At 73.5% G+C, this 17593-nt stretch carries 20 protein-coding genes; 12 read left to right on the top strand and 8 right to left on the bottom strand.

Annotated features, from left to right (window positions below):
- Positions 1–61: 61 nt before the first annotated feature.
- From AUC44_RS00275 to thrC, 4 genes are read right to left on the bottom strand one after another with little or no spacing between them, the layout of a single operon-like run.
- On the bottom strand, positions 62–727 hold the full coding sequence (locus AUC44_RS00275) for a DsbA family oxidoreductase (RefSeq protein ID WP_062156882.1): 666 nt from the start codon (positions 725–727) through the stop codon (positions 62–64).
- Positions 728–764: 37 nt separating this feature from the next.
- Entirely contained in the window at positions 765–1748 is a 984-nt protein-coding gene (locus AUC44_RS00270) for a potassium channel family protein (protein ID WP_062156881.1), read from the bottom strand.
- Between the two features lie 29 nt (positions 1749–1777).
- Positions 1778–2407 carry a hypothetical protein gene (locus AUC44_RS00265; RefSeq protein ID WP_062156880.1) on the bottom strand — a complete coding sequence of 210 codons (630 nt, stop codon included), beginning with the start codon at positions 2405–2407 and terminating at the stop codon, positions 1778–1780.
- Between the two features lie 36 nt (positions 2408–2443).
- On the bottom strand, positions 2444–3886 hold the full coding sequence (gene thrC, locus AUC44_RS00260; protein ID WP_062156879.1) for a threonine synthase: 1443 nt from the start codon (positions 3884–3886) through the stop codon (positions 2444–2446).
- A 173-nt stretch (positions 3887–4059) separates the two neighbouring features.
- On the opposite strand from thrC, the gene AUC44_RS00255 reads away from it, so the two are divergent.
- From AUC44_RS00255 to AUC44_RS00230, 6 genes are all read left to right on the top strand, one after another.
- Positions 4060–4968: an ABC transporter ATP-binding protein gene (locus tag AUC44_RS00255; RefSeq protein ID WP_062156878.1), complete on the top strand. Its 909-nt coding sequence runs from the start codon at positions 4060–4062 to the stop codon at positions 4966–4968.
- Positions 4965–5786 (top strand): ABC transporter permease, encoded by an 822-nt coding sequence (locus AUC44_RS00250; RefSeq protein WP_062156877.1) that lies wholly within the window; start codon positions 4965–4967, stop codon positions 5784–5786. The genes AUC44_RS00255 and AUC44_RS00250 overlap by 4 nt, the downstream gene beginning before the upstream one ends.
- A gap of 126 nt (positions 5787–5912) precedes the next feature.
- Positions 5913–7085, top strand: coding sequence for a sensor histidine kinase (locus tag AUC44_RS00245; protein WP_082688885.1), 1173 nt, complete (start codon positions 5913–5915; stop codon positions 7083–7085).
- Positions 7082–7684 carry a response regulator transcription factor gene (locus AUC44_RS00240; protein ID WP_062156876.1) on the top strand — a complete coding sequence of 201 codons (603 nt, stop codon included), beginning with the start codon at positions 7082–7084 and terminating at the stop codon, positions 7682–7684. Before AUC44_RS00245 ends, AUC44_RS00240 begins: the two co-directional genes overlap by 4 nt.
- 102 nt (positions 7685–7786) lie before the next feature.
- Positions 7787–8674 carry an N-carbamoylputrescine amidase gene (aguB, locus tag AUC44_RS00235; protein WP_062156875.1) on the top strand — a complete coding sequence of 296 codons (888 nt, stop codon included), beginning with the start codon at positions 7787–7789 and terminating at the stop codon, positions 8672–8674.
- Between the two features lie 99 nt (positions 8675–8773).
- Positions 8774–9814, top strand: coding sequence for a zinc-dependent alcohol dehydrogenase family protein (locus AUC44_RS00230; protein ID WP_062156874.1), 1041 nt, complete (start codon positions 8774–8776; stop codon positions 9812–9814).
- Here the strand turns inward: AUC44_RS00230 and AUC44_RS00225 are convergent.
- Complete coding sequence (locus AUC44_RS00225; protein ID WP_062156873.1) at positions 9811–10464, bottom strand: winged helix-turn-helix domain-containing protein; 654 nt, start codon at positions 10462–10464, stop codon at positions 9811–9813. The genes AUC44_RS00230 and AUC44_RS00225 overlap by 4 nt on opposite strands.
- 81 nt (positions 10465–10545) lie before the next feature.
- Between AUC44_RS00225 and AUC44_RS00220 the strand changes: the two genes are divergently transcribed.
- Both AUC44_RS00220 and AUC44_RS00215 read left to right on the top strand, forming a co-directional pair.
- A complete protein-coding gene (locus AUC44_RS00220) occupies positions 10546–11796 on the top strand; it encodes a cytochrome P450 (RefSeq protein WP_062156872.1) in 1251 nt (416 codons plus the stop codon).
- A gap of 68 nt (positions 11797–11864) precedes the next feature.
- A complete protein-coding gene (locus AUC44_RS00215) occupies positions 11865–12719 on the top strand; it encodes a class I SAM-dependent methyltransferase (RefSeq protein WP_062156871.1) in 855 nt (284 codons plus the stop codon).
- A gap of 56 nt (positions 12720–12775) precedes the next feature.
- Here AUC44_RS00215 and AUC44_RS00210 read toward each other — a convergent pair whose 3' ends face one another.
- Complete coding sequence (locus tag AUC44_RS00210; RefSeq protein WP_062156870.1) at positions 12776–13318, bottom strand: hypothetical protein; 543 nt, start codon at positions 13316–13318, stop codon at positions 12776–12778.
- A 71-nt stretch (positions 13319–13389) separates the two neighbouring features.
- On the opposite strand from AUC44_RS00210, the gene AUC44_RS00205 reads away from it, so the two are divergent.
- Positions 13390–14058, top strand: coding sequence for a class I SAM-dependent methyltransferase (locus tag AUC44_RS00205; protein WP_062156869.1), 669 nt, complete (start codon positions 13390–13392; stop codon positions 14056–14058).
- Here the strand turns inward: AUC44_RS00205 and truA are convergent.
- Positions 14028–14843: a tRNA pseudouridine(38-40) synthase TruA gene (truA, locus tag AUC44_RS00200; RefSeq protein ID WP_062156868.1), complete on the bottom strand. Its 816-nt coding sequence runs from the start codon at positions 14841–14843 to the stop codon at positions 14028–14030. The two genes, AUC44_RS00205 and truA, sit on opposite strands and share 31 nt — an antisense overlap.
- A 160-nt stretch (positions 14844–15003) precedes the next feature.
- On the opposite strand from truA, the gene AUC44_RS00195 reads away from it, so the two are divergent.
- Genes AUC44_RS00195 through AUC44_RS00185 form a run of 3 tightly spaced genes read left to right on the top strand, consistent with a single transcriptional unit; the run spans position 15004 to position 16752 of the window.
- On the top strand, positions 15004–16050 hold the full coding sequence (locus AUC44_RS00195; RefSeq protein WP_197408556.1) for a LysM peptidoglycan-binding domain-containing protein: 1047 nt from the start codon (positions 15004–15006) through the stop codon (positions 16048–16050).
- Between the two features lie 16 nt (positions 16051–16066).
- Positions 16067–16294 carry an antibiotic biosynthesis monooxygenase gene (locus AUC44_RS00190; RefSeq protein ID WP_062156867.1) on the top strand — a complete coding sequence of 76 codons (228 nt, stop codon included), beginning with the start codon at positions 16067–16069 and terminating at the stop codon, positions 16292–16294.
- 5 nt (positions 16295–16299) lie between these two features.
- A complete protein-coding gene (locus tag AUC44_RS00185) occupies positions 16300–16752 on the top strand; it encodes an SRPBCC family protein (protein WP_062156866.1) in 453 nt (150 codons plus the stop codon).
- On the opposite strand, the gene surE is transcribed toward AUC44_RS00185, so the two are convergent.
- Positions 16753–17526 carry a 5'/3'-nucleotidase SurE gene (surE, locus tag AUC44_RS00180; RefSeq protein ID WP_062156865.1) on the bottom strand — a complete coding sequence of 258 codons (774 nt, stop codon included), beginning with the start codon at positions 17524–17526 and terminating at the stop codon, positions 16753–16755. It abuts the gene before it with no gap.
- Positions 17527–17593: the final 67 nt, after the last annotated feature.

Raw genomic sequence — 17593 nt, 5'->3', positions numbered from 1 at the left:
GGGAGGCCCTTGGGCGTCCGGTCACCGTTCCCCGCTGCTCGCACCCCGGACGGCGTGGCGCTCAGGCGCGGCGGGGCGGGCGGTTCTTCGCGCGTTTGATCGTGCCGATCCCTGCCTCGCTGGTCAGCACGGTGCGGTAGAGCGTCCACCACTCGCGCGCCTGGGCGGGCTCGCGGGTGAGGGTCTCGAAGCGGTAGTAGGCGGCCTCGCCGGTCGGGAGGACGTAGGTGGGCGTGCCGAACACCCCGACCTCGCGCGCGGCGTCCAGTTCAGCGCGCAGCTCGGCGCGGCGGGTCGCCTCTTCGGTCAGCGCCTGCGTGAAGGCGTTCAGGTCCAGGCCAGCCTCCTGCGCCGCCGCCTGGATGGTGTCATCAGTCAGGGGTTCCTTGCGTTCGTGGTGGGCGCGGAAGAGGGCCAGCGTGAACGCCCAGTGCGCCGCCTCGCCCTGCAGGGCCGCCGCGTGGGACGCCAGGAAGGCCCGCAGGCTGCCCTGCTGGTACGCGCTGCCCTCGTCCAGCGGCTGCTCGGTCACGCGCCACGTCAGTTCCTTGGCGTTCTCGGCGTGGTTGCCCTCGACCAGCGAGTAGTGCCGCAGGGTGAAGGCCTCGCCCCCCTCTTTCAGGACGGCGGCGAGTTCCACGCCACGCCACGCGTAGGGGCACAGGAAGTCGAAGTACAGCTCGGTGGACACGGTGGCCTGCTGGGTCGAGTGGGTCGGCTGGGTCATGCGGGGCACCGTACACCTGCGCGCTGCCCCGCAAACGTCATGCGGGCTGCACTCCGCCCGCCGGGGCGGCCTCCACCGCCTCCACCTCGGCAGCCGCGCCCGCCACCAGCACGGCGTCCCCGGCGCGCAGGACGTCCTCGGCGCGGCTGCGCAGCGGCTGCCCGTCGCGCCAGATCGCCACGACCAGCGCGCCCGTCTCGCGGCCCAGGTCCGCCACCGTGCGGCCCACCAGGGCGGGTGGCACGCTCAGCTCGCGGATCGTGAAGTGCTCGCTGACCACGTCCCCGCTCAGCAGGCGGCTCAGGCGCGGCGCGAGCATCATCGCCGCGATGCGGTTCCCGCTCAGCTGGTACGGATTCACGACCTCGTCCGCCCCGGCGCGGCGCATCTTGCGGGCCGCCGACTCGTCACTCGCCCGCGCGATCACCCGCACGCCCGGGTTCAGGCCCTTGGCAGACAGCACCACGTACAGGTTGCTGGGGTCACTGTTGATCACCGTGACCAGCGACGCCGCCCGCTCGATCCCCGCGCGGCGCAGCACGTCCTCGTCGGTCGCGTCCCCGACCAGGGTGTGCAGGCCCAGCGTCTGCGCCCACTCCAGGTGCTCCGGGCGGTGATCGACCACGACCACCTCGCGCCGCGCGCCCCGCAGCGCCACGCTGACCGCCTCGCCCACCTGCCCGTACCCGCACACGATCGTGTGATCTTTCAGGCTCATGATTCTCCTCTCCCGCCGGCGCCGCGCCGCGCCCGGGTCGGTCACGGTGCGCAGCATCGTCTCGGCCAGCAGCGTCAGCAGGTACAGCATCAGGCCGATTCCGACCAGCATGAGCACCACGCTGAACACCTTGCCGTCCGTGTGCAGGTCGCCCGGCGTGCCGTAGCCCACGGTCGTCAGGGTCATGGCCGTCATGAACAGGCAGTCCAGCCACGACCAGCCCTCCAGCACGCGGTACCCGACCGTGCCGGACACCACCAGCCCCGCGATCAGGGCCAGCAGCACTGCGGGGCGGCGGGTCATGCCTCAAGTGTAGGCGCGCAGCGGTCCGCTCAGCGGGTGATCGCGCTGAACATGAGGTAGGCCGTGCCGGCGCTGAGCGCCGCCCCGCAAGCCCCCATCAGCCAGCGCATCCAGGACCGGTACGGCGGCACGTCCAGCCGGGCTTCCAGCAGGCCGCGCCGGTCGAGTTGCCCACCCGGATGCACGCGCGCGGTCAGCGGCGTGCCGGGCGGCACGAGCGCCTGCGCGGCCAGCAGCGCCGCGCGGTCGCCCTGATCGTCCAGATCACGCAGAGGGGGGCGGGGCCTGGAGCGAGGCGCCGTCACGGCGTTCAGTGCCCGGGGCTGCACCTCCGCCACGCGGCCACCGGGCAGGTCCAGGGTCACGGCGACCCGCGCCGAACTGTTCCCATTGAGCCACCAGCCCAGCCCGAACCCCTGAACCACCCGGTGGCCGGTCACGACACCGTCTTCCAGCGGCCAGGTGCCGGTCCACTGCTCCGGGCGGGCGCGCAGGCCCATCCAGATCAGCCATAGGCCTGCCGCGACCATCGCCACCGCACCGGGGACGCTCAGCGTGATCCAGACGGGCCGCGGCAGCAGGTCCCGCCCCCCCGCGCCGTACACCACCAGCAGGATGAACCCCAGGCCCTTCAGGTCACGCAGCAGAAATCGCGGCACGCTTCAGGGTACGAGGTACGGTGCGTGGGGTTCCCGTCAGGCGGGTTCTTTGGCCGTGAGGTTGGCCGCGATGAAGTCCTTGAGGGTCTGCACGTCGTTGGGGATGACCTGGAAGCGTTTGGGGGCCTGTTCGATCCCGTCGAAACGCGCGGGCCGTTCGGGGGTCTGTCCCACGGCCGCCTGCACGGTCTCCTCGAACTTGGCGGGGAGGGCGGTTTCCAGGCAGATCATGGGCACGCCGGGCCGCCGGTAGGCCTGCCCGACAAGGACGCCGTCGGCGGTGTGCGGGTCGATCAGGCGGCCATACGTGTCGAAGATGGTGCGGATGGTGCGCAGGCGGTCGGCGTGGGTGCTGCGGCCGCTGCGGAAGCCGCTGGCCTGCACGGCGTCCCAGTGGGGCGTGCCGTGCAGGGCGACGGGGCGGCTCTGGCCGACCTCGTCCCACCAGCCGCGCGTCTGTACGGCGTCCGCTCCGGCGATCAGGTACAGGTAGCGTTCGAAGTTGCTGGCCTTGCCGATGTCCATGCTGGGGCTGCTCGTGACCGCGACCCGGTCGGCGGGGCGGACGTGATAGGTGCCGCCGCTGAAGAAGTCGTGCAGGACGTCGTTCTCGTTGCTGGCGACGATCAGCTGCCCGATGGGGAGGCCCATGCGCTTGGCGAGGTACCCGGCGAACACGTTCCCGAAGTTCCCGGACGGGACGCTGAAGTCCGCCTCTGCCCCGGCAGGCAGGTTCAGGGCGAGGTACGCCCGGAAGTAGTACACCGCCTGCGCCAGCACCCGCGCCCAGTTGATGGAGTTCACGGCCCCGATGTCGTAGCGGGCCTTGAAGTCCGCGTCGGCGTTCACGGCCTTCACGAGGTCCTGGCAGTCGTCGAAGACGCCCTCCACGGCCAGGTTGAAGATGTTCTCCTCCTGAAGGCTGAACATCTGCGCCTGCTGGAAGGCGCTCATGCGGCCGTGCGGGGAGAGCATCACGACGTTCACGCGGGCCTTGCCGAGCATGGCGTACTCAGCCGCCGAGCCGGTGTCGCCGCTCGTGGCGCCCAGGATGTTCAGCCGCTCGCCCCGGGCCTCCAGGACGTACTCGAACACCTGCCCGAGGAACTGCATGGCCATGTCCTTGAACGCCAGGGACGGTCCGTTCGACAGTTCCAGCAGGTACAGGCCGCCCCCGTCCGGACCCGTCTCGCCCAGCGGCGTCAGGGGCGTGATCTCGGGGCTATGGAAGGCGTCCTCGGTGTACGTATCTCGCAGCAGACGGCGCAGGTCCCCCTCGGGGATGTCCGTGATGAAGGGCCGCATGACCTCGTAGGCGAGGTCGGCGTAGCTCAGGGCGCGCCACGCCTCCAGCTGCGCCGGCGTGACCGTGGGAATCGACTCGGGCATCGCCAGGCCGCCGTCCGGGGCGAGGCCCGAGAGCAGCACGTCCGAGAAGGAACCGAGGTCACGCGCGCCACGAGTGGAGACGTACTTCATACGGTCACTCTACCCACCACCCCTGCCCGGGGCGGCGCCGGGGACTAGCCAGACCGGCGGATCCGGAGTGGACGGGGTGCGCCGTGCCGCCTGCCCGCCGCATGACACCTGTCACCCGGCGCGCCTGACAGGCGGCACTGGGGCGCGCGGCGCGCCCCTGGCACGCTGGGGGCATGAACGCGATCGAGCTGAGCGGCGTGAACAAGACCTTCGGGCGGGTGACGGCGCTGCGGGACCTGAACCTGAGTGTGCGCACCGGGGAACTCACGGCGCTGCTGGGGCCGAACGGGGCGGGCAAGACCACCGCCATCAACCTGATGCTGGGGCTGGCGGCGCCCACGGGCGGGCAGGTGAGGGTGCTGGGCGGCAACCCCCGCGACGACGTGGTGCGCGCCCGGATCGGGTCGATGCCGCAGGAGAGCGCGCTGCCGCCCGCGCTGACCGTGCGCGAGGCGGTCACGCTGCTGGCGTCGTTCTACCCGGCGCCGCTGCCGGTGGCGCAGGCGCTGGCCCTGGCCGACCTGGAGGGCGTGGCGCACCGGCGCAGCGGCGCGCTGTCCGGCGGGCAGAAGCGGCGGCTGGCGTTCGCGCTGGCGGCGGTGGGGAATCCCGAGGTGCTGCTGATCGACGAGCCCACCACCGGCATGGACGCCCAGAGCCGACTGGCCTTCTGGGACGCCGTGACCGCCCTGAAGGCGGCGGGCCGCACGGTCCTGCTCACCACGCACTACCTGGAGGAGGCCGAGCGCGCCGCCGACCGCGTGGTCGTCATGAACGCCGGGACGGTGCTCGCGGACGGCACCCCGGAGGCGCTGCGGTCGCAGGCGGGCGGGGCGCGCGTGAGCTTCACGTCGGATCTGGTGCTGGCCGAGCTGCGCTGCCTGCCGGGCGCCGAGGACGTCCGCGTGGACGCCCAGGGGCACGCGCAGCTGCGCACGGGTGCCCCCGAGGCGCTGCTGCGCGCCCTGATCGCGCGGGACGTGCCCTTCTCGAACCTGGAGGTCACGCGCGCCAGCCTCGAAGACGCCTTCCTCTCCCTGACCGCCCCGGCCGGAGTGTCCGGGAAGGACGTGACCGCATGACCCACCTGACCTCTGCCCGGCCCACCGACCTGCCCGCCCCGGTGACCGACACGCGCCGCGCGCCGCGCCTGCGCGCCCTGGGGGGCCTGGTGCTGGCCGAGCTGCGCCGCATGCTGCGCAACCCGATGTTCGCCGTGGGCACGATCGGCTTCCCGGTGATGTTCTTCGCGCTGTTCGGCCTGAGCGCCGTGAACGAGACCACGGCGTCGGGCCTGAAGGTGGGGCCGCTGATCCTGGTGAATTTCGGGGCGTACTCGCTGCTGTCCCTGGCCATGTTCTCGTTCGGGTCGGCGGTGGCGCTCGAACGCACCGGCGGGTGGCTGCGGCTGCTGCGGGCCTCGCCGCTGCCGGCGGGCGTGTACTTCGCGGCGAAGGTGGGCGCGGCGCTGCTGTTCAGCGCGCTCAGCCTGGGCGTGCTGTACACCTTCGCGCACGTGGCGGGCGGCGTGAGTATCCCGGCGGGCACGGCGCTGCGGCTGCTGGCAAAACTGCTGCTGGGCATGGTGCCGCTGATCGCGCTGGGCCTGAGCATCGGCTTCCTGGTCACGCCGACCGGCGCGCAGATCACCGCGAACCTCGTGAGTGTCCTGATGTCCTTCGCGTCGGGCCTGTTCACCCCGCTGGACCAGATGCCGGCGTTCGTGCAGAAGATCGCGCCGTACCTGCCCGCGTACCACCTGGGGGCCGTGGCGCGCGGCACAGTGGCCGGGCAGACGGCGGGCGAGGCCGGGCACTGGCTGGCCTTGCTGGGCTTCGCGGTTCTGTTCGGCGCGCTGGCCGCGTGGGGCCTGAAACGCGACGAGAGCCGCGAGGGCTGAGCACAGGGGGGCGCGGGCACCGCTCCCGGCCGCCCGCCCCCCCGTTTCAGGCATCCTGGGGGCGGACCGGCTTCACTGGTTCCCCTCTGTTCCCCGACTCTTCACCCGTCCGCTTCTGGAGGCTTCATGAACCGCATTCCCTTCGCGCAGCAGGTGCCGCACGAACTGCGCCGATCGGGGCGCACGCTGCTGTTCTGGCAGGTGTTTCCGCTGCTGTGGCTGGCGTTCCTGTACTACCCGGTGAGGGCGTTTCTGGACGCGCCGCACGGGCCGGACGCAGCGGCGCTGTTCTGGGGCCTGAACACCGTGTTCGTGGGCGTGTTCCTGCGCAGCTTCTGGGGCCGCCCGGACCCGCGCTGGAGCCTGGGCGGCTGGGCGCTGAGCGTCGTGACGTACGCGCTGCTGCTGCCGCTCGCGCCGGGCGGGGCGAGCGCGTACCTGATCTACGGCGGCAGCATGATCGGCTTCCAGGCCAGCACGGGGCTGGCGGCGTGGCTGGCCATCCTGAACGTCGCGCTGATGGTGCTGCCCTTCTGGAACGGCACGTACGCGCCGGGGGACCTGGCGTGGCTGGCGCCGAACATGCTGTTCACGCTGGTGGCCGCGTACGGGAATCACGCGTCGTTCCGGCGGCGGGTGGCGGACGCGCAGCTGGCCGCCGCGCACGCCGAGCAGGAGCGCCTGGCCGCTGAGGCCGAGCGGGAGCGGATCGCGCGGGACCTGCACGACCTGCTGGGCCACACCCTGAGCGTGATCGTGCTGAAAAGCGAACTGGCCGGGAAGCTCGCGGAGCGCCATCCGGCGCGGGCCGCCGAGGAGATCCGCGAGGTGGAACGCATCAGCCGCGAGGCGCTGGGCGAGGTGCGCGCCGCCGTGAGCGGCTACCGCGGCAGCGGCCTGAGCGCCGAACTGGCCCGCGCCAAGGTGGCCCTGGACGCCGCCGGGGTGCGCCTGACGGTGGGGAGCGCCCTGTGCACCCTGCCGCCCGCGACCGAGGCGGCCGCCGCGATGCTGCTGCGCGAGGCGGTCACGAACGTGGTGCGGCACGCCCGCGCCCGCACGGTGGACGTGACGCTGGTGCCGCAGGGGCGCGGCTGGCAGTTGACCGTCCGCGACGACGGCGTGGGCGGCCTGGGCCCCGAGGGGAGCGGCCTGACCGGCATGCGCGAGCGGCTGCGCGCCATCGGGGGCACGCTGGCGCGCGAGGGGCGGAGCGGCACCACCCTGACCGCCACGCTGCCCGGCGAGGACGACCGCCCGGCCCTGCCGGTCCCGGCCGGGGCGCGGGGGCGCGCGTGATCCGCGTGCTGCTGGCCGAGGATCAGGCCCTGGTGCGCGGCGCGCTCTCGGCGCTGCTGTCGCTGGAGGGCGACCTGGACGTGGTGGGCGCCGCTGCCGACGGCGAGGCCGCCTGGGAGGGCGTGCTGAGCCTGCGGCCCGACGTGCTGGTCACGGACATCGAGATGCCGCGCCTGAGCGGGCTGGACCTCGCGGCGCGGGTCTCGCGGGACGCGCCGGGCACGCAGGTGGTGATCGTCACGACGTTCGCGCGCGGTGGCTACCTGCGCCGCGCGCTGGAGGTGGGCGCGCGCGGGTACCTCCTCAAGGACGCCCCGGCGGCCGAACTGGCCGCCGCGATCCGGCAGGTGCACGCCGGGGGCCGCGCCGTGGCCCCGCAGCTGGCCGCGGAAGCCTGGGGAGAGCGTGATCCGCTGACCGAACGGGAACGGCAGGTGCTGCGCGAGGCCGAGGGGGGCGCGAGCACCGCCGCGATTGCCGCCGCGCTGGGCCTGTCGGAGGGCACGGTACGCAACTACCTGTCCGAGGCGATCGGAAAGCTGGGCGCCGAGACCCGCGTGGAGGCCGCCCGCGCCGCCCGGGAGAAGGGCTGGCTGTAACGTGCGGGGCCGGTCACCCAGACTGGGCGGGGGCGGTTCTGCAAGCCGCCCTGAAGTCCGCGCGCACCATTGCCCGCAGGTGCATCCGGTAGCGTGTGGGCCATGAGCCCCGAGACCGTGAAGTTGGCCGTCGTGCAGATGCACGTCACCGATCAGCTCGAAGACAACGTCAGCCGCGCCGCCCAGCACGTGCGTGACGCGGCCGCGCAGGGCGCGCAGGTGATCCTGCTGCCCGAACTGTTCGAGAACCTGTACTTCTGCCAGGTGGAACGCGAGGACTACTTCGATCTCGCCCACCCGCTCGACGGGCACCCGTTCGTGGGCCGCTTCCAGGAACTGGCCCGTGAACTGGGTGTGGTGCTGCCCCTGTCGTACTTCGAGAAGGCCGGGCAGGCGCACTACAACAGCCTCGTGTGCATCGACGCGGACGGCACGCTGCTGGGCAACTACCGCAAGACGCACATCCCCGACGGGCCCGGCTACGAGGAGAAGTACTACTTCAACCCGGGCGACACCGGCTTCAAGGTGTGGGACACCCGATATGGGCGCGTGGGCGTGGGCATCTGCTGGGACCAGTGGTACCCGGAGACCGCGCGCGTGATGATGCTCCAGGGCGCGGATTTCCTGCTGTACCCCACCGCGATCGGCAGCGAGCCCGCCGAGGTGGAGTCCCCGAACAGCCACCACATGTGGCAGCGCGCCATGATCGGTCACGCCGTGAGCAACTCCACGTACGTGGCGGCCGCGAACCGCATCGGCACCGAACGGGTCGGGGACCTCGAGCAGACGTACTACGGGCACACCTTCATCAGCGACTACACGGGCGAGCTGGTCGCCGAGTTCGGTGACAGCGAGGAAGGCCCGCTGCTGCACACCCTGAACCTGAAAGAGGCCCGGAAGTTCCGTGCGGGCATGGGCTTCTTCCGTGACCGCCGCCCCGAACTGTACGGCGCGCTCCTGACGACCGACGGCGTCACCCGCCGCGGGTAAGGCACCCGGGGAGGCGGGACGCGGCCTGAAGCTAGGGCCGCGTCCCGCTGTCCATTCACCCCCGCCGTGGCCGCGCGGCGCGCTGGTACCCTGACCGGCATGCGCGCCGCCGTGTACGAGCAGTTCCAGCACCGCCCCGAGATCCGCACGGTGCCCGACCCGGTCCCCACCCCGGACGGCGTGGTGCTGGAGGTCGGCGCGACCGGCGTGTGCCGCAGCGACTGGCACGGCTGGATGGGCCACGACCCGGACATCCGCCTGCCGCACGTGCCCGGGCACGAGATCGCCGGGACGGTCGTGGCGGTCGGCGCGGACGTGCGCCGCTGGCGGCCCGGCGACCGGGTGACGCTGCCGTTCGTGGCGGGCTGCGGCCGCTGCGCCGAGTGTCAGGCGGGACAGCAGCAGGTGTGCGAGCAGCAGTTCCAGCCGGGCTTCACGCACTGGGGGTCGTTCGCGCCGTTCGTGGGCATCCACTACGCCGAGCAGAATCTGGTGCGCCTGCCCGACAGCCTGGATTTCGTGACGGCGGCCAGCCTGGGCTGCCGCTTCGCCACGTCGTTCCGGGCGGTCGCGCAGCAGGGCCGGGTGCGGGGCGGCGAGTGGCTGGCCGTGCACGGCTGCGGCGGCGTGGGCCTGTCGGCGGTCATGATCGGCCGGGCGCTGGGCGCGCGCGTGGTGGCCGTGGATATCGACGACGCGAAGCTGGCTCGCGCCCGTGAACTGGGCGCGGAGGTCACGGTGAACAGCCGCCACGTCCCCGACACCGTGCAGGCGGTGCGGGACCTCACGGGCGGGGGCGCGCACGTGTCACTGGACGCGCTGGGGCACCCGCAGACGGCGTTCAACTCGGTCGCGAACCTGCGGCGGCGCGGGCGGCACGTGCAGGTGGGCCTGCTGCTGAGCGATCAGAGCCGCCCGGCCCTGCCGATGGACGCCGTGATCGCGCGCGAACTGGAGCTCTACGGCAGTCACGGCATGGCGGCCCACACGTACCCGGAGATGCTGGGCATGATCGAGTCGGGCCTGCTGAACCCCGCCGCGCTGATCGGCGAGCGCCTCTCGCTCGAAGGTGGGATCGAGGCGCTGGTGACCATGGACCGCTTCGCCGGGACGGGCGTGAACGTCATCGACCGCTTCTAGCGTTCCTCCGCGCCGCCGGCCGGGGCGAGGTTCAGGCGGTACAGGTACGCGTCCGGACCGTTCCGCGCGCCGTAACGGGTCAGGAGCGCCTGGAGGTCGCGTTGCAGGGCCTTGGCGTCCTCGCGCGTCAGGTGGAGGGTGCCCCAGTTGGCGGTCAGGGCCGGGGCGTCGTCACGCAGCAGGTCGAGCAGGTCGAAGCTCCCGGCGCGGGGCGTGATGTCCATGCGCGTGCCGCCCGGCGTGGTGTACAGGCGCACGGCGATGTCCTCCTCGCGCTGCACGAGCGGCAGGCCCGCCTGCACGACCGCGCGGTGGAACACGGCGTTGAAGCTGTCCTCGTGCAGGCCGATCAGGTCCTCCAGGCTGCCCAGCGTGGTGCGGTGATAGGGGATCAGGAACGCGTCGGACACCGCGCGGTAGTGCTGCACGGCCCGGCCCCGGCGGGGCTCGGCGCGGGTGACGGCCAGCCCGGCGCGCCTGAGCCGCGTGAGGCGGTGGTGCGTGGCGTTCAGGGGCCGGTGCAGGTGCCGGGCGAGCCCCGCGGCCGTCCACTCGCGGGTCATCAGCAGGCCCAGCAGGTGCGCGTAGTCGGGGTGCAGCGCCAGCCGGGCGGCAGACGGATCTTCCAGGCGCGTCCAGACTCGCGGCATGCCCGCAGCGTAGCGCGCCCCGGCGGCCTCTACTCGACGTTCCGTCTTGCGGGTCGAGTAGCGATCTGGGCACCCTGGGGTATGACCAGCCCCCTGGCAACCCTGAGTCCCGAGCAGCAGCGTGTGCAGGCGACCGTGCAGGCCCTGTGGCACCCGGACACCGCCCGCAACCCGCACCCGGCGTACGAGGCCGTCCGGGCGCTCGACCCGGCGGGCGTGGTCAGCCCGGCCGGGTGGGGGGCGGCCTTCGCCACGTCGCACGCGCTGAACAGCGCGGTGCTGCGCTCCTCGGCGGCGCGCAGCGGGGCGATCATCTCGCAGGTGCCGGCCGACACGGCCAGCATCCGGCTGCTGCAACCCATGATGCTGTTCCACAACGGGCCGTCGCACGCGCGGCTGCGGGGACTGGTGCAGGCGGCGTTCACGCCGCGCGTGGTGGCCGAGCAGCGCGACCTGATCCGCGCGCAGGTGAACGCCCTGCTCGACGAGCTGCCCACGGATCAGGAGGTGGATCTGGTGGCCGGACTGGCCGCGCCGCTCCCCGCGCGGGTGATCATGCACATGCTGGGCCTGCGCGGCGAGGACGAGGCGAAGTTCATCCGCTGGACCCAGAGCGTCGCCGACCTGCTCGCCGGGGAGACGGGCAGCCCCGAACTGATGGCCCGCCTGGAAGCCGACGCGCAGGAGATGCGCGCCTACTTCCGCACCCTGGCGGACGACCTGCGCGCCCACCCGCAACCGGGCCTCCTGAGCGCCCTGGCCTCGGCCGAGGACGGCGGGGAGCGCCTGAGCAGCGACGAACTGCTCGCGAACGCGGTCCTGCTCCTGGCCGCAGGACACGAGACGACCAGCAACCTGATCCCCGGCGCGCTGCTCGACCTGCACCGCCAGCCGGAGGCCTGGGCGGCTCTGGTGGCCCGCCCGGACCACCCGAACGTCCCCGACGAACTGCTGCGCGTGGTGTCCCCCGTTCAGCTCGACGGACGGACGCTGGCCGAGGCGGTCACGCTGCCGGCCGGCGGGGGCGGCACGGTCACGCTGCACGCGGGCACGCACGTGCAGACCATGCTGGCCGCCGCGAACCGCGATCCCGAGGTCTTCCCCCACCCCGACCGCATCGACTGGGAGCGCCCGAACAGCGCCCGGCACCTCGCGTTCGCGGCGGGCCCCCACTACTGCCTGGGCGCCCCGCTGGCCCGCCTGGAAATCGCGGAGGTCTTCCGCGCCCTCGCCACCCGCTTCCCGAACCTGCGCGTGACCGACCCGAACCCGCCCTTCAAGGCGAACCTGATCCTGCGCGGGCCGCGCGAACTGCGCGTGCAGCTGGGCTGACGGGGCGCAGCCCGATCACTGAGCCATCCGGCGGATGTTCCCCGGACCGCCTGTCCGTACGCTGGGGCATGACGGACACAGGGAACGGCAGCGGTCAGGGTGGCGCGCACGCGGGCATCGGCACGTACTACGCGCAGGACCGCGAGCATGACCGCCTGACGCGCGGGCTGGGCCTGATCGAGTTCACGCGGACCCTGGAACTGCTGAGTCTGCTGCTGCCCCCCTGCCCGGCCGTGATCGCGGACATCGGCGCGGGGACCGGCGTGTACGCGCGGGAACTGCTGAATGCCGGGTACGCGGTGCACGCCCTGGACGCCACGCCGGGGCACGTGGCGCGCCTGAGGGTGGACCCCACGCTGGAGCGCCTGAGTTCCGTGGCGCTGGGCGACGCCCGCACGCTGCCCTACCCGGACGGCAGTGTGGACGCGGCGCTGCTGCTGGGGCCGCTGTACCACCTGACCGACCCGCGTGACCGGGCCCGCGCGCTGGCGGAGGCGGCGCGCGTCCTGCGGCCCGGCGGGGTGGTGCTGGCCGCCGCGATCACCCGCGCCGCCGACATCGCCGGGGACTTCACGAAGGAGGGCAGCGCGCTGGACGAGGCGTACGCGCGGCCCATCCGCGAGCACACCTACCGCACCGGCGTGCACCGCAACCCCGAGCACCGGCGCGGGCACTTCACGGACGCGTACTTCCACCACCCGCACGAACTGGCGGGGGAACTGGCGGGCGCGGGCGCCGGCTTCCGGGACGTGAGCGTGTACGCCGTCGAGGGACCCGCCGCGCTGCTGCGCGACCCGGACGCCGCCATGCGCGACCCAGATCGGCGCGAAGGCATCCTGCGCGCCCTGCGCCTGACCGAACGCGACCCGGCGCTGCTGGGCGTCAGCCCGCACCTGCTGGCCGCCGGGGTGCGGGGGGAGTGAGGGGCAAGGGCTGTGGGCTCTGGGCAGGACAGCTGGGCGTGAACGCCCCTCAGAGCTCATGGTCCGGTGGCCGCCTCGATCCAGAACACGCCGCCCAGCCCGGTGCGGGGCGCGAGGTGCATCGTGCTGCCGTCCACGTGCAGCCGCGCGGGAAGGTCCGGGCCGGGGGCGTAGGCGCTGAGCAGCCCGTAGTGCTGTTCGCGGGCACTGAATTCGAAGCCGATGACGGGCAGGCCCGCGCTGAACAGGCGGTCCAGATGCGCGGTCAGGGGGGCGTGCAGGTGCAGACCCCAGCGTCCACGGGCGCGCAGGGGCAGGTTCCGGTCGTTCAGGTAGGTGTTCAGGCCGGTCAGCCACGCCCACGGCCACGTGGCGCGCGGCCCCTGCGGGAGCGGCAGCCGGAACGCGCCCTGCGCGGCGGCCAGGTGCTCGGCCAGGGTGTCCCGGTCGGGCAGGGGCACGCCCAGGGGCGCGGCGTGGTGGCGCAGCAGGCAGGCGGCACTCAGCGCGCCGCAGCCGACCAGTCCGCCGCGCCACACGGCCTGATTCCCGTCCCGCTGCGGCAGGGGACCGGGGAACGCACGCCAGTCGGGGGGCATGCGGTCAGGGTAGCGGGCGGGCAGGTCAGATGGCGCAGGTGAAGTCTTGAGGCTCGTGTCACGCTGGGCGGATGACCCTCGAACCACTGAAGCCGCATTCCCGGGAATGGTACGCGCGGCTGGCGCGTGAGCTGGGCGGGTACCGGCATCCGTGGGCACGGGTGCTGGACGGCCCGGACCCGGAGTTGACGTTCGATGCGCTGCTCGCGGAGCGGCTGGGGCCGGGCGTACGGGTGCTGGAGGCCGGGTGCGGACACGGGCCGGACGCGGCGCGGTTCGCATCCGGGGTGGGGCGCTGGGCGGCGTTCGACATGGTGCCGGAGCTGGCAGCGCAGGCGCGAGCGAACGCCCCGCACGCGGACATTCACGAGTGGAACGTGAAGGGCGAGGTCCCGCCCGGACTGCGTGGTCCGTTCGACCTGATCGTGTCACGCCGGGGGCCGACGGCGGTGATCGGGCGGCTGCCGGAACTCGCCGCGCCGGGCGCGGAGTTCCTGTACGTCGGGCCGCGCCTAGACGTGCCGCAGGTGCCCGGGCGGCTGGCGGCAGTGGGCTGGGCGGTGCGGGGCGAGTGGCGGGTCAGCGTGCGGGCGCGCGTGCCCACACGGCAGGACTGGGCGACCCGCTGCGAGTGGATGACCGAGCCGGGGCGGGTGCCCGAGTGGGACGCGCACGCCGGGCCGGACGGTCTCCCCTACCGCGAGGAGCGCTACGTGGCGCTGGCTTCGAATCTCTCGTAGCGCGCCCCGGTGAAGGACAGGCCGTGCGCGGGGACGTTCGCGCCTGCCTGGGACCGCTGCCGCGAGTGCAGGATGTCCCCGGCCTGCGCGGGGCTCAGGCGGCCCTGCCCGGCCAGCAGCAGGGTGCCCACGAGGCCGCGCACCATGTGCCGCAGGAAACTCTCGCCGTGCACGTGGATCTCCCAGATCAGCGGGCCGGGCTGCACGCGCAGCACCCGCAGTTCGCGCACCGTCTGGCGGTCCTCCTGCGTGGCGAACGCCGCGAAGTCGTGCGTGCCGGTCAGCGCGGCGGCGGCGGCGTTCATGGCGGCCGCGTCCAGCGGGTGGGGGACGTGCAGGGCGCGCCCGTGCCACAGCGGGTGCCGCTGCGGGTGGGCCAACAGGCGGTACACGTACTGCCGCTCGGTGCAGGAGAAGCGCGCGTGGAAGCCGGCGGGCGCCTCGGCAGCGTGCAGGACCGCCACGGTGGGCGGCAGGTGGGCGTTCAGCGCCCGGGCGAGTTTCGTGGTGGGCACCCGGAAGGTGTCGGGCACGTCCACGTGTGCAGGCATGGCCTCGGCGTGCACGCCGGCGTCGGTGCGGCCCGCCGCGACCGGCCGGAACGCGGCCGCACCCAGCGCCGTGAACGCGGCGTGGAGGGTGTCCTGCACGCTCGCCACGCCCGGCTGGGACTGCCACCCGGCGAACGGCGCGCCGTCCCACGCGGCGGTCAGGTGGAGGCGGCGGTGCCCGGCGGGCGGCTGGTAGTCCGGGCGCGGGTCGGTGGGGGCGGGGCGCTCGGTCATGCCTCTACAGGGTAAGGAGGGCACCGGGCAGATGCAACGCGCCCCTGGGCAGGCCCTGCGCCTGCGGCCGCTGCGGGAGGCCCAGACCGGGGGCCATCACCCCCCGCCGGGCGGGCTTTCTCACGGCCCGGGCGGGGGCAGGCGGGTATGCTGCGCGGCAATGGGCGTGCGGATGTGGTGTGGGGCGAGCTGGGGCCGGGCGGCGCTGCTGGGCGCGGTGCTGACGGCAGGACTGACGGGCGTGGCGGGCGCCGGGTCGTACCGCGTGAAGGCCGGGGACACCCTGAGTGGCATCGCCGTGCGGACGGGCGTCAGCGTGGCAGCCCTGCGCGCCGCGAACCCCCGCCTGAAGACCGCAGACGCCGTGCAGGCCGGATGGGTGCTGACCGTGCCCACCTCCTCTGCCCCGCGTGCCGCTACGCCCGTGAAGGCGGGCACGTACACCGTCCGGGCCGGGGACACCCTGAGCGGCATCGCCGTGCGGACGGGCGTCAGCGTGGCAGCCCTGCGCGCCGCGAACCCCCGCCTGAAGACCGCGGACGCCGTGCAGGCCGGGTGGGTGCTGACGGTCCCCACCTCCACCGCCGCGCGTACCGCCGCTGCGCCCGTGAAGGCGGGCACGTACGTCGTCCGGGATGGCGAGAACCTCACGGTCATCGCGCGCCGCTTCGGGCTGAGCCTCAATCAGCTGCTGGGAGCCAACCCCCAGTACCGGGGCGGGAAGGCCGTGTGGGCGGGCGCGAAACTGGTCATTCCGCCCCGCACCGCGTCCGTCACGGCGCGCGCCCCGGTGACCGTCCGGGCGACCGGCAGCCGACCGGGCCGCTGGGCGTGGCCGCTGCCTGGCTACCACGCCATCAGCAGCGACTACGGCGAGCGCGTGCTGGACGGCGATCCCGAGATGCACTACGGGGTGGACATCGTCGCGCCGCAGGGCACGCCGGTGCGCGCGGCGCGCTCGGGCCGGGTGCTGGAATCCCGCGCGGACTTCGAGCGGGGCTGGGGCTGGACGGTCGTGCTGGAACACCCGGACGGCTGGATCACCCGCTACGCGCACCTGAGCGCCACGCTCGTGAAGGCCGGGGAACTCGTCGTGCAGGGCCAGCCGGTCGGGCGGGTGGGCAACACGGGCCGCAGCACGGGCACGCACCTGCATTTCGGCACGTACCTCCGCTGGGATCCGCGCGACCCGCTGAGCCTGTACTGATGCCCGGGCAGACCTGATGCAGGTGCACTACGCCGAGGGGAAGGGCGAGGCGGCCCGCGCAGCCCTGCACGCCTTCCTGAACACCCTGCCCGAGTACCCGGGGTTCCTGGGGGCGGAGCTGCTCCTATCCCCCGCCCAGCCGGAGTTGACACTGGTGGCGAGCCGCTGGGCGGGCGAGGTGCCGCCCGTGCCGGTGCCGGACAGCGTGCGCGCCTGGGTGTTCCAGGTGCAGGCGAGCCGATAGCCGACGTGCCGTCCCGTTCGTTCGAGCTGAATGTGGACCTGCCCGTGCCGGGGCAGGAAGTCCTGGCATTCCTGCTGGATCTGAAGCGCCACGTGGGGCTGCACGCGCTGATGGTGTCGGCGCAGCCGGTGGGGGCGGGCGTGGACGCGCGGGGCCGCCCGTGGACGGACTGGGTAGTCACGGACACGCTGCCGCTGGGGCCGTGGCGCGTGCCGCTGCGGTATCCGGCGCGCCTGACGGCAGGGGACGGGGAGGCGTGGTCGGCGGTGCGCGCGGCGCTGGGTACGCGCCTGACCGTGCACTGGCGGGTGGTGGACCGGCCGGGCGGCGGGTCGCGCTTGACCGAGGTGACGACCGTGACGGCCCCCCGGGTGACGCTGGGGTTCGCGGTGGGGCAGGCGCGCGCGGCGCACGAGGCGACGTTCGTGCGCCTGCCGGGTGTGCTGGCCGCGCAGTGATTACAGGCCGGGCAGTGCCGCTTGCAGGTCGGTCATCAGGTCGCGGGCGGTCAGGTCGATGCGGACGGGCGTGACACTGATCAGGCCGGCCTCGACCGCGCCGTAGTCGGTGTCGGGGTCGTGCGCGTCGGGGGCGGTGCTGGTGCCGGACACCCAGTGGTACTCGCGGCCCTCGGGGTCGTGGCGGGTGATCAGGCGGTCCTCCCAGCGGTGCTCGCCGACGCGGGTGACGCGCACGCCCGTGGGGGTGCGTGCGGGGAAGTTGACGTTCAGCAGCGTGCGGGGGGGCAGGCCGCGGGCCAGGACGGTCTGGGCGAGGCGGGAGGCGTACGCGGCGCCGGGTGCGAAGTCGTACTCCCCGGCGGGCGTGGCGCGCTGACTGAAGGCGATGGCGGGCACGCCGAAGCTCATGCCCTCGATGGCGGCGGCGACGGTGCCGGAGTGCGTCAGGTCGTCGCCCAGGTTCGGGCCGAGGTTGATGCCGCTGACGACCAGGTCGGGCTTCCCGGTCAGGTGAAGGCCCAGCACGACGCAGTCGGCGGGCGTGCCGTCCACGCGGTAGGCGGGAATGTCGCCGAAACCGGCGCTGGCGGTGTGCTTGAAGCGCAGCGGGCGGCGGATGGTGATGCCGTGCCCGACCGCGCTCTGTTCCACGTCGGGGGCGCTGACGATCACGTCCGCGAAGGTGCTCATGGCCTGCGCCAGGGCCTTGATGCCAGGGCTGAAGATGCCGTCGTCGTTGGCGACGAGCACGCGGGGGCGCTGGGTGGTCATGCGGGTCAGGGTAGCGCGCCCCCGGTCAGGGGGATGTGGCCCGGGCGCCCAGGGGTGTGCCCACGGG

Origin of the sequence: Deinococcus actinosclerus, from assembly GCF_001507665.1 — a bacterium.
Taxonomy (GTDB): Bacteria; Deinococcota; Deinococci; order Deinococcales; family Deinococcaceae; genus Deinococcus; species Deinococcus actinosclerus.
Note: the sequence above shows the minus strand (reverse complement) of the source record. Positions and strands in the feature narration are given on the sequence as shown.

Coding starts and splice junctions, on each gene's coding strand:
- AUC44_RS00220 (WP_062156872.1), top strand. CDS start 10,546: ATGACCAGCCCCCTGGCAACCCTGAGTCCCGAGCAGCAGCGTGTGCAG.
- thrC (WP_062156879.1), bottom strand. CDS start 3,886: ATGAAGTACGTCTCCACTCGTGGCGCGCGTGACCTCGGTTCCTTCTCG.
- AUC44_RS00275 (WP_062156882.1), bottom strand. CDS start 727: ATGACCCAGCCGACCCACTCGACCCAGCAGGCCACCGTGTCCACCGAG.
- AUC44_RS00195 (WP_197408556.1), top strand. CDS start 15,004: ATGGGCGTGCGGATGTGGTGTGGGGCGAGCTGGGGCCGGGCGGCGCTG.
- aguB (WP_062156875.1), top strand. CDS start 7,787: ATGAGCCCCGAGACCGTGAAGTTGGCCGTCGTGCAGATGCACGTCACC.
- AUC44_RS00205 (WP_062156869.1), top strand. CDS start 13,390: ATGACCCTCGAACCACTGAAGCCGCATTCCCGGGAATGGTACGCGCGG.
- truA (WP_062156868.1), bottom strand. CDS start 14,843: ATGACCGAGCGCCCCGCCCCCACCGACCCGCGCCCGGACTACCAGCCG.
- surE (WP_062156865.1), bottom strand. CDS start 17,526: ATGACCACCCAGCGCCCCCGCGTGCTCGTCGCCAACGACGACGGCATC.
- AUC44_RS00245 (WP_082688885.1), top strand. CDS start 5,913: ATGAACCGCATTCCCTTCGCGCAGCAGGTGCCGCACGAACTGCGCCGA.
- AUC44_RS00190 (WP_062156867.1), top strand. CDS start 16,067: ATGCAGGTGCACTACGCCGAGGGGAAGGGCGAGGCGGCCCGCGCAGCC.
- AUC44_RS00215 (WP_062156871.1), top strand. CDS start 11,865: ATGACGGACACAGGGAACGGCAGCGGTCAGGGTGGCGCGCACGCGGGC.
- AUC44_RS00270 (WP_062156881.1), bottom strand. CDS start 1,748: ATGACCCGCCGCCCCGCAGTGCTGCTGGCCCTGATCGCGGGGCTGGTG.
- AUC44_RS00230 (WP_062156874.1), top strand. CDS start 8,774: ATGCGCGCCGCCGTGTACGAGCAGTTCCAGCACCGCCCCGAGATCCGC.
- AUC44_RS00250 (WP_062156877.1), top strand. CDS start 4,965: ATGACCCACCTGACCTCTGCCCGGCCCACCGACCTGCCCGCCCCGGTG.
- AUC44_RS00225 (WP_062156873.1), bottom strand. CDS start 10,464: ATGCCGCGAGTCTGGACGCGCCTGGAAGATCCGTCTGCCGCCCGGCTG.
- AUC44_RS00210 (WP_062156870.1), bottom strand. CDS start 13,318: ATGCCCCCCGACTGGCGTGCGTTCCCCGGTCCCCTGCCGCAGCGGGAC.
- AUC44_RS00255 (WP_062156878.1), top strand. CDS start 4,060: ATGAACGCGATCGAGCTGAGCGGCGTGAACAAGACCTTCGGGCGGGTG.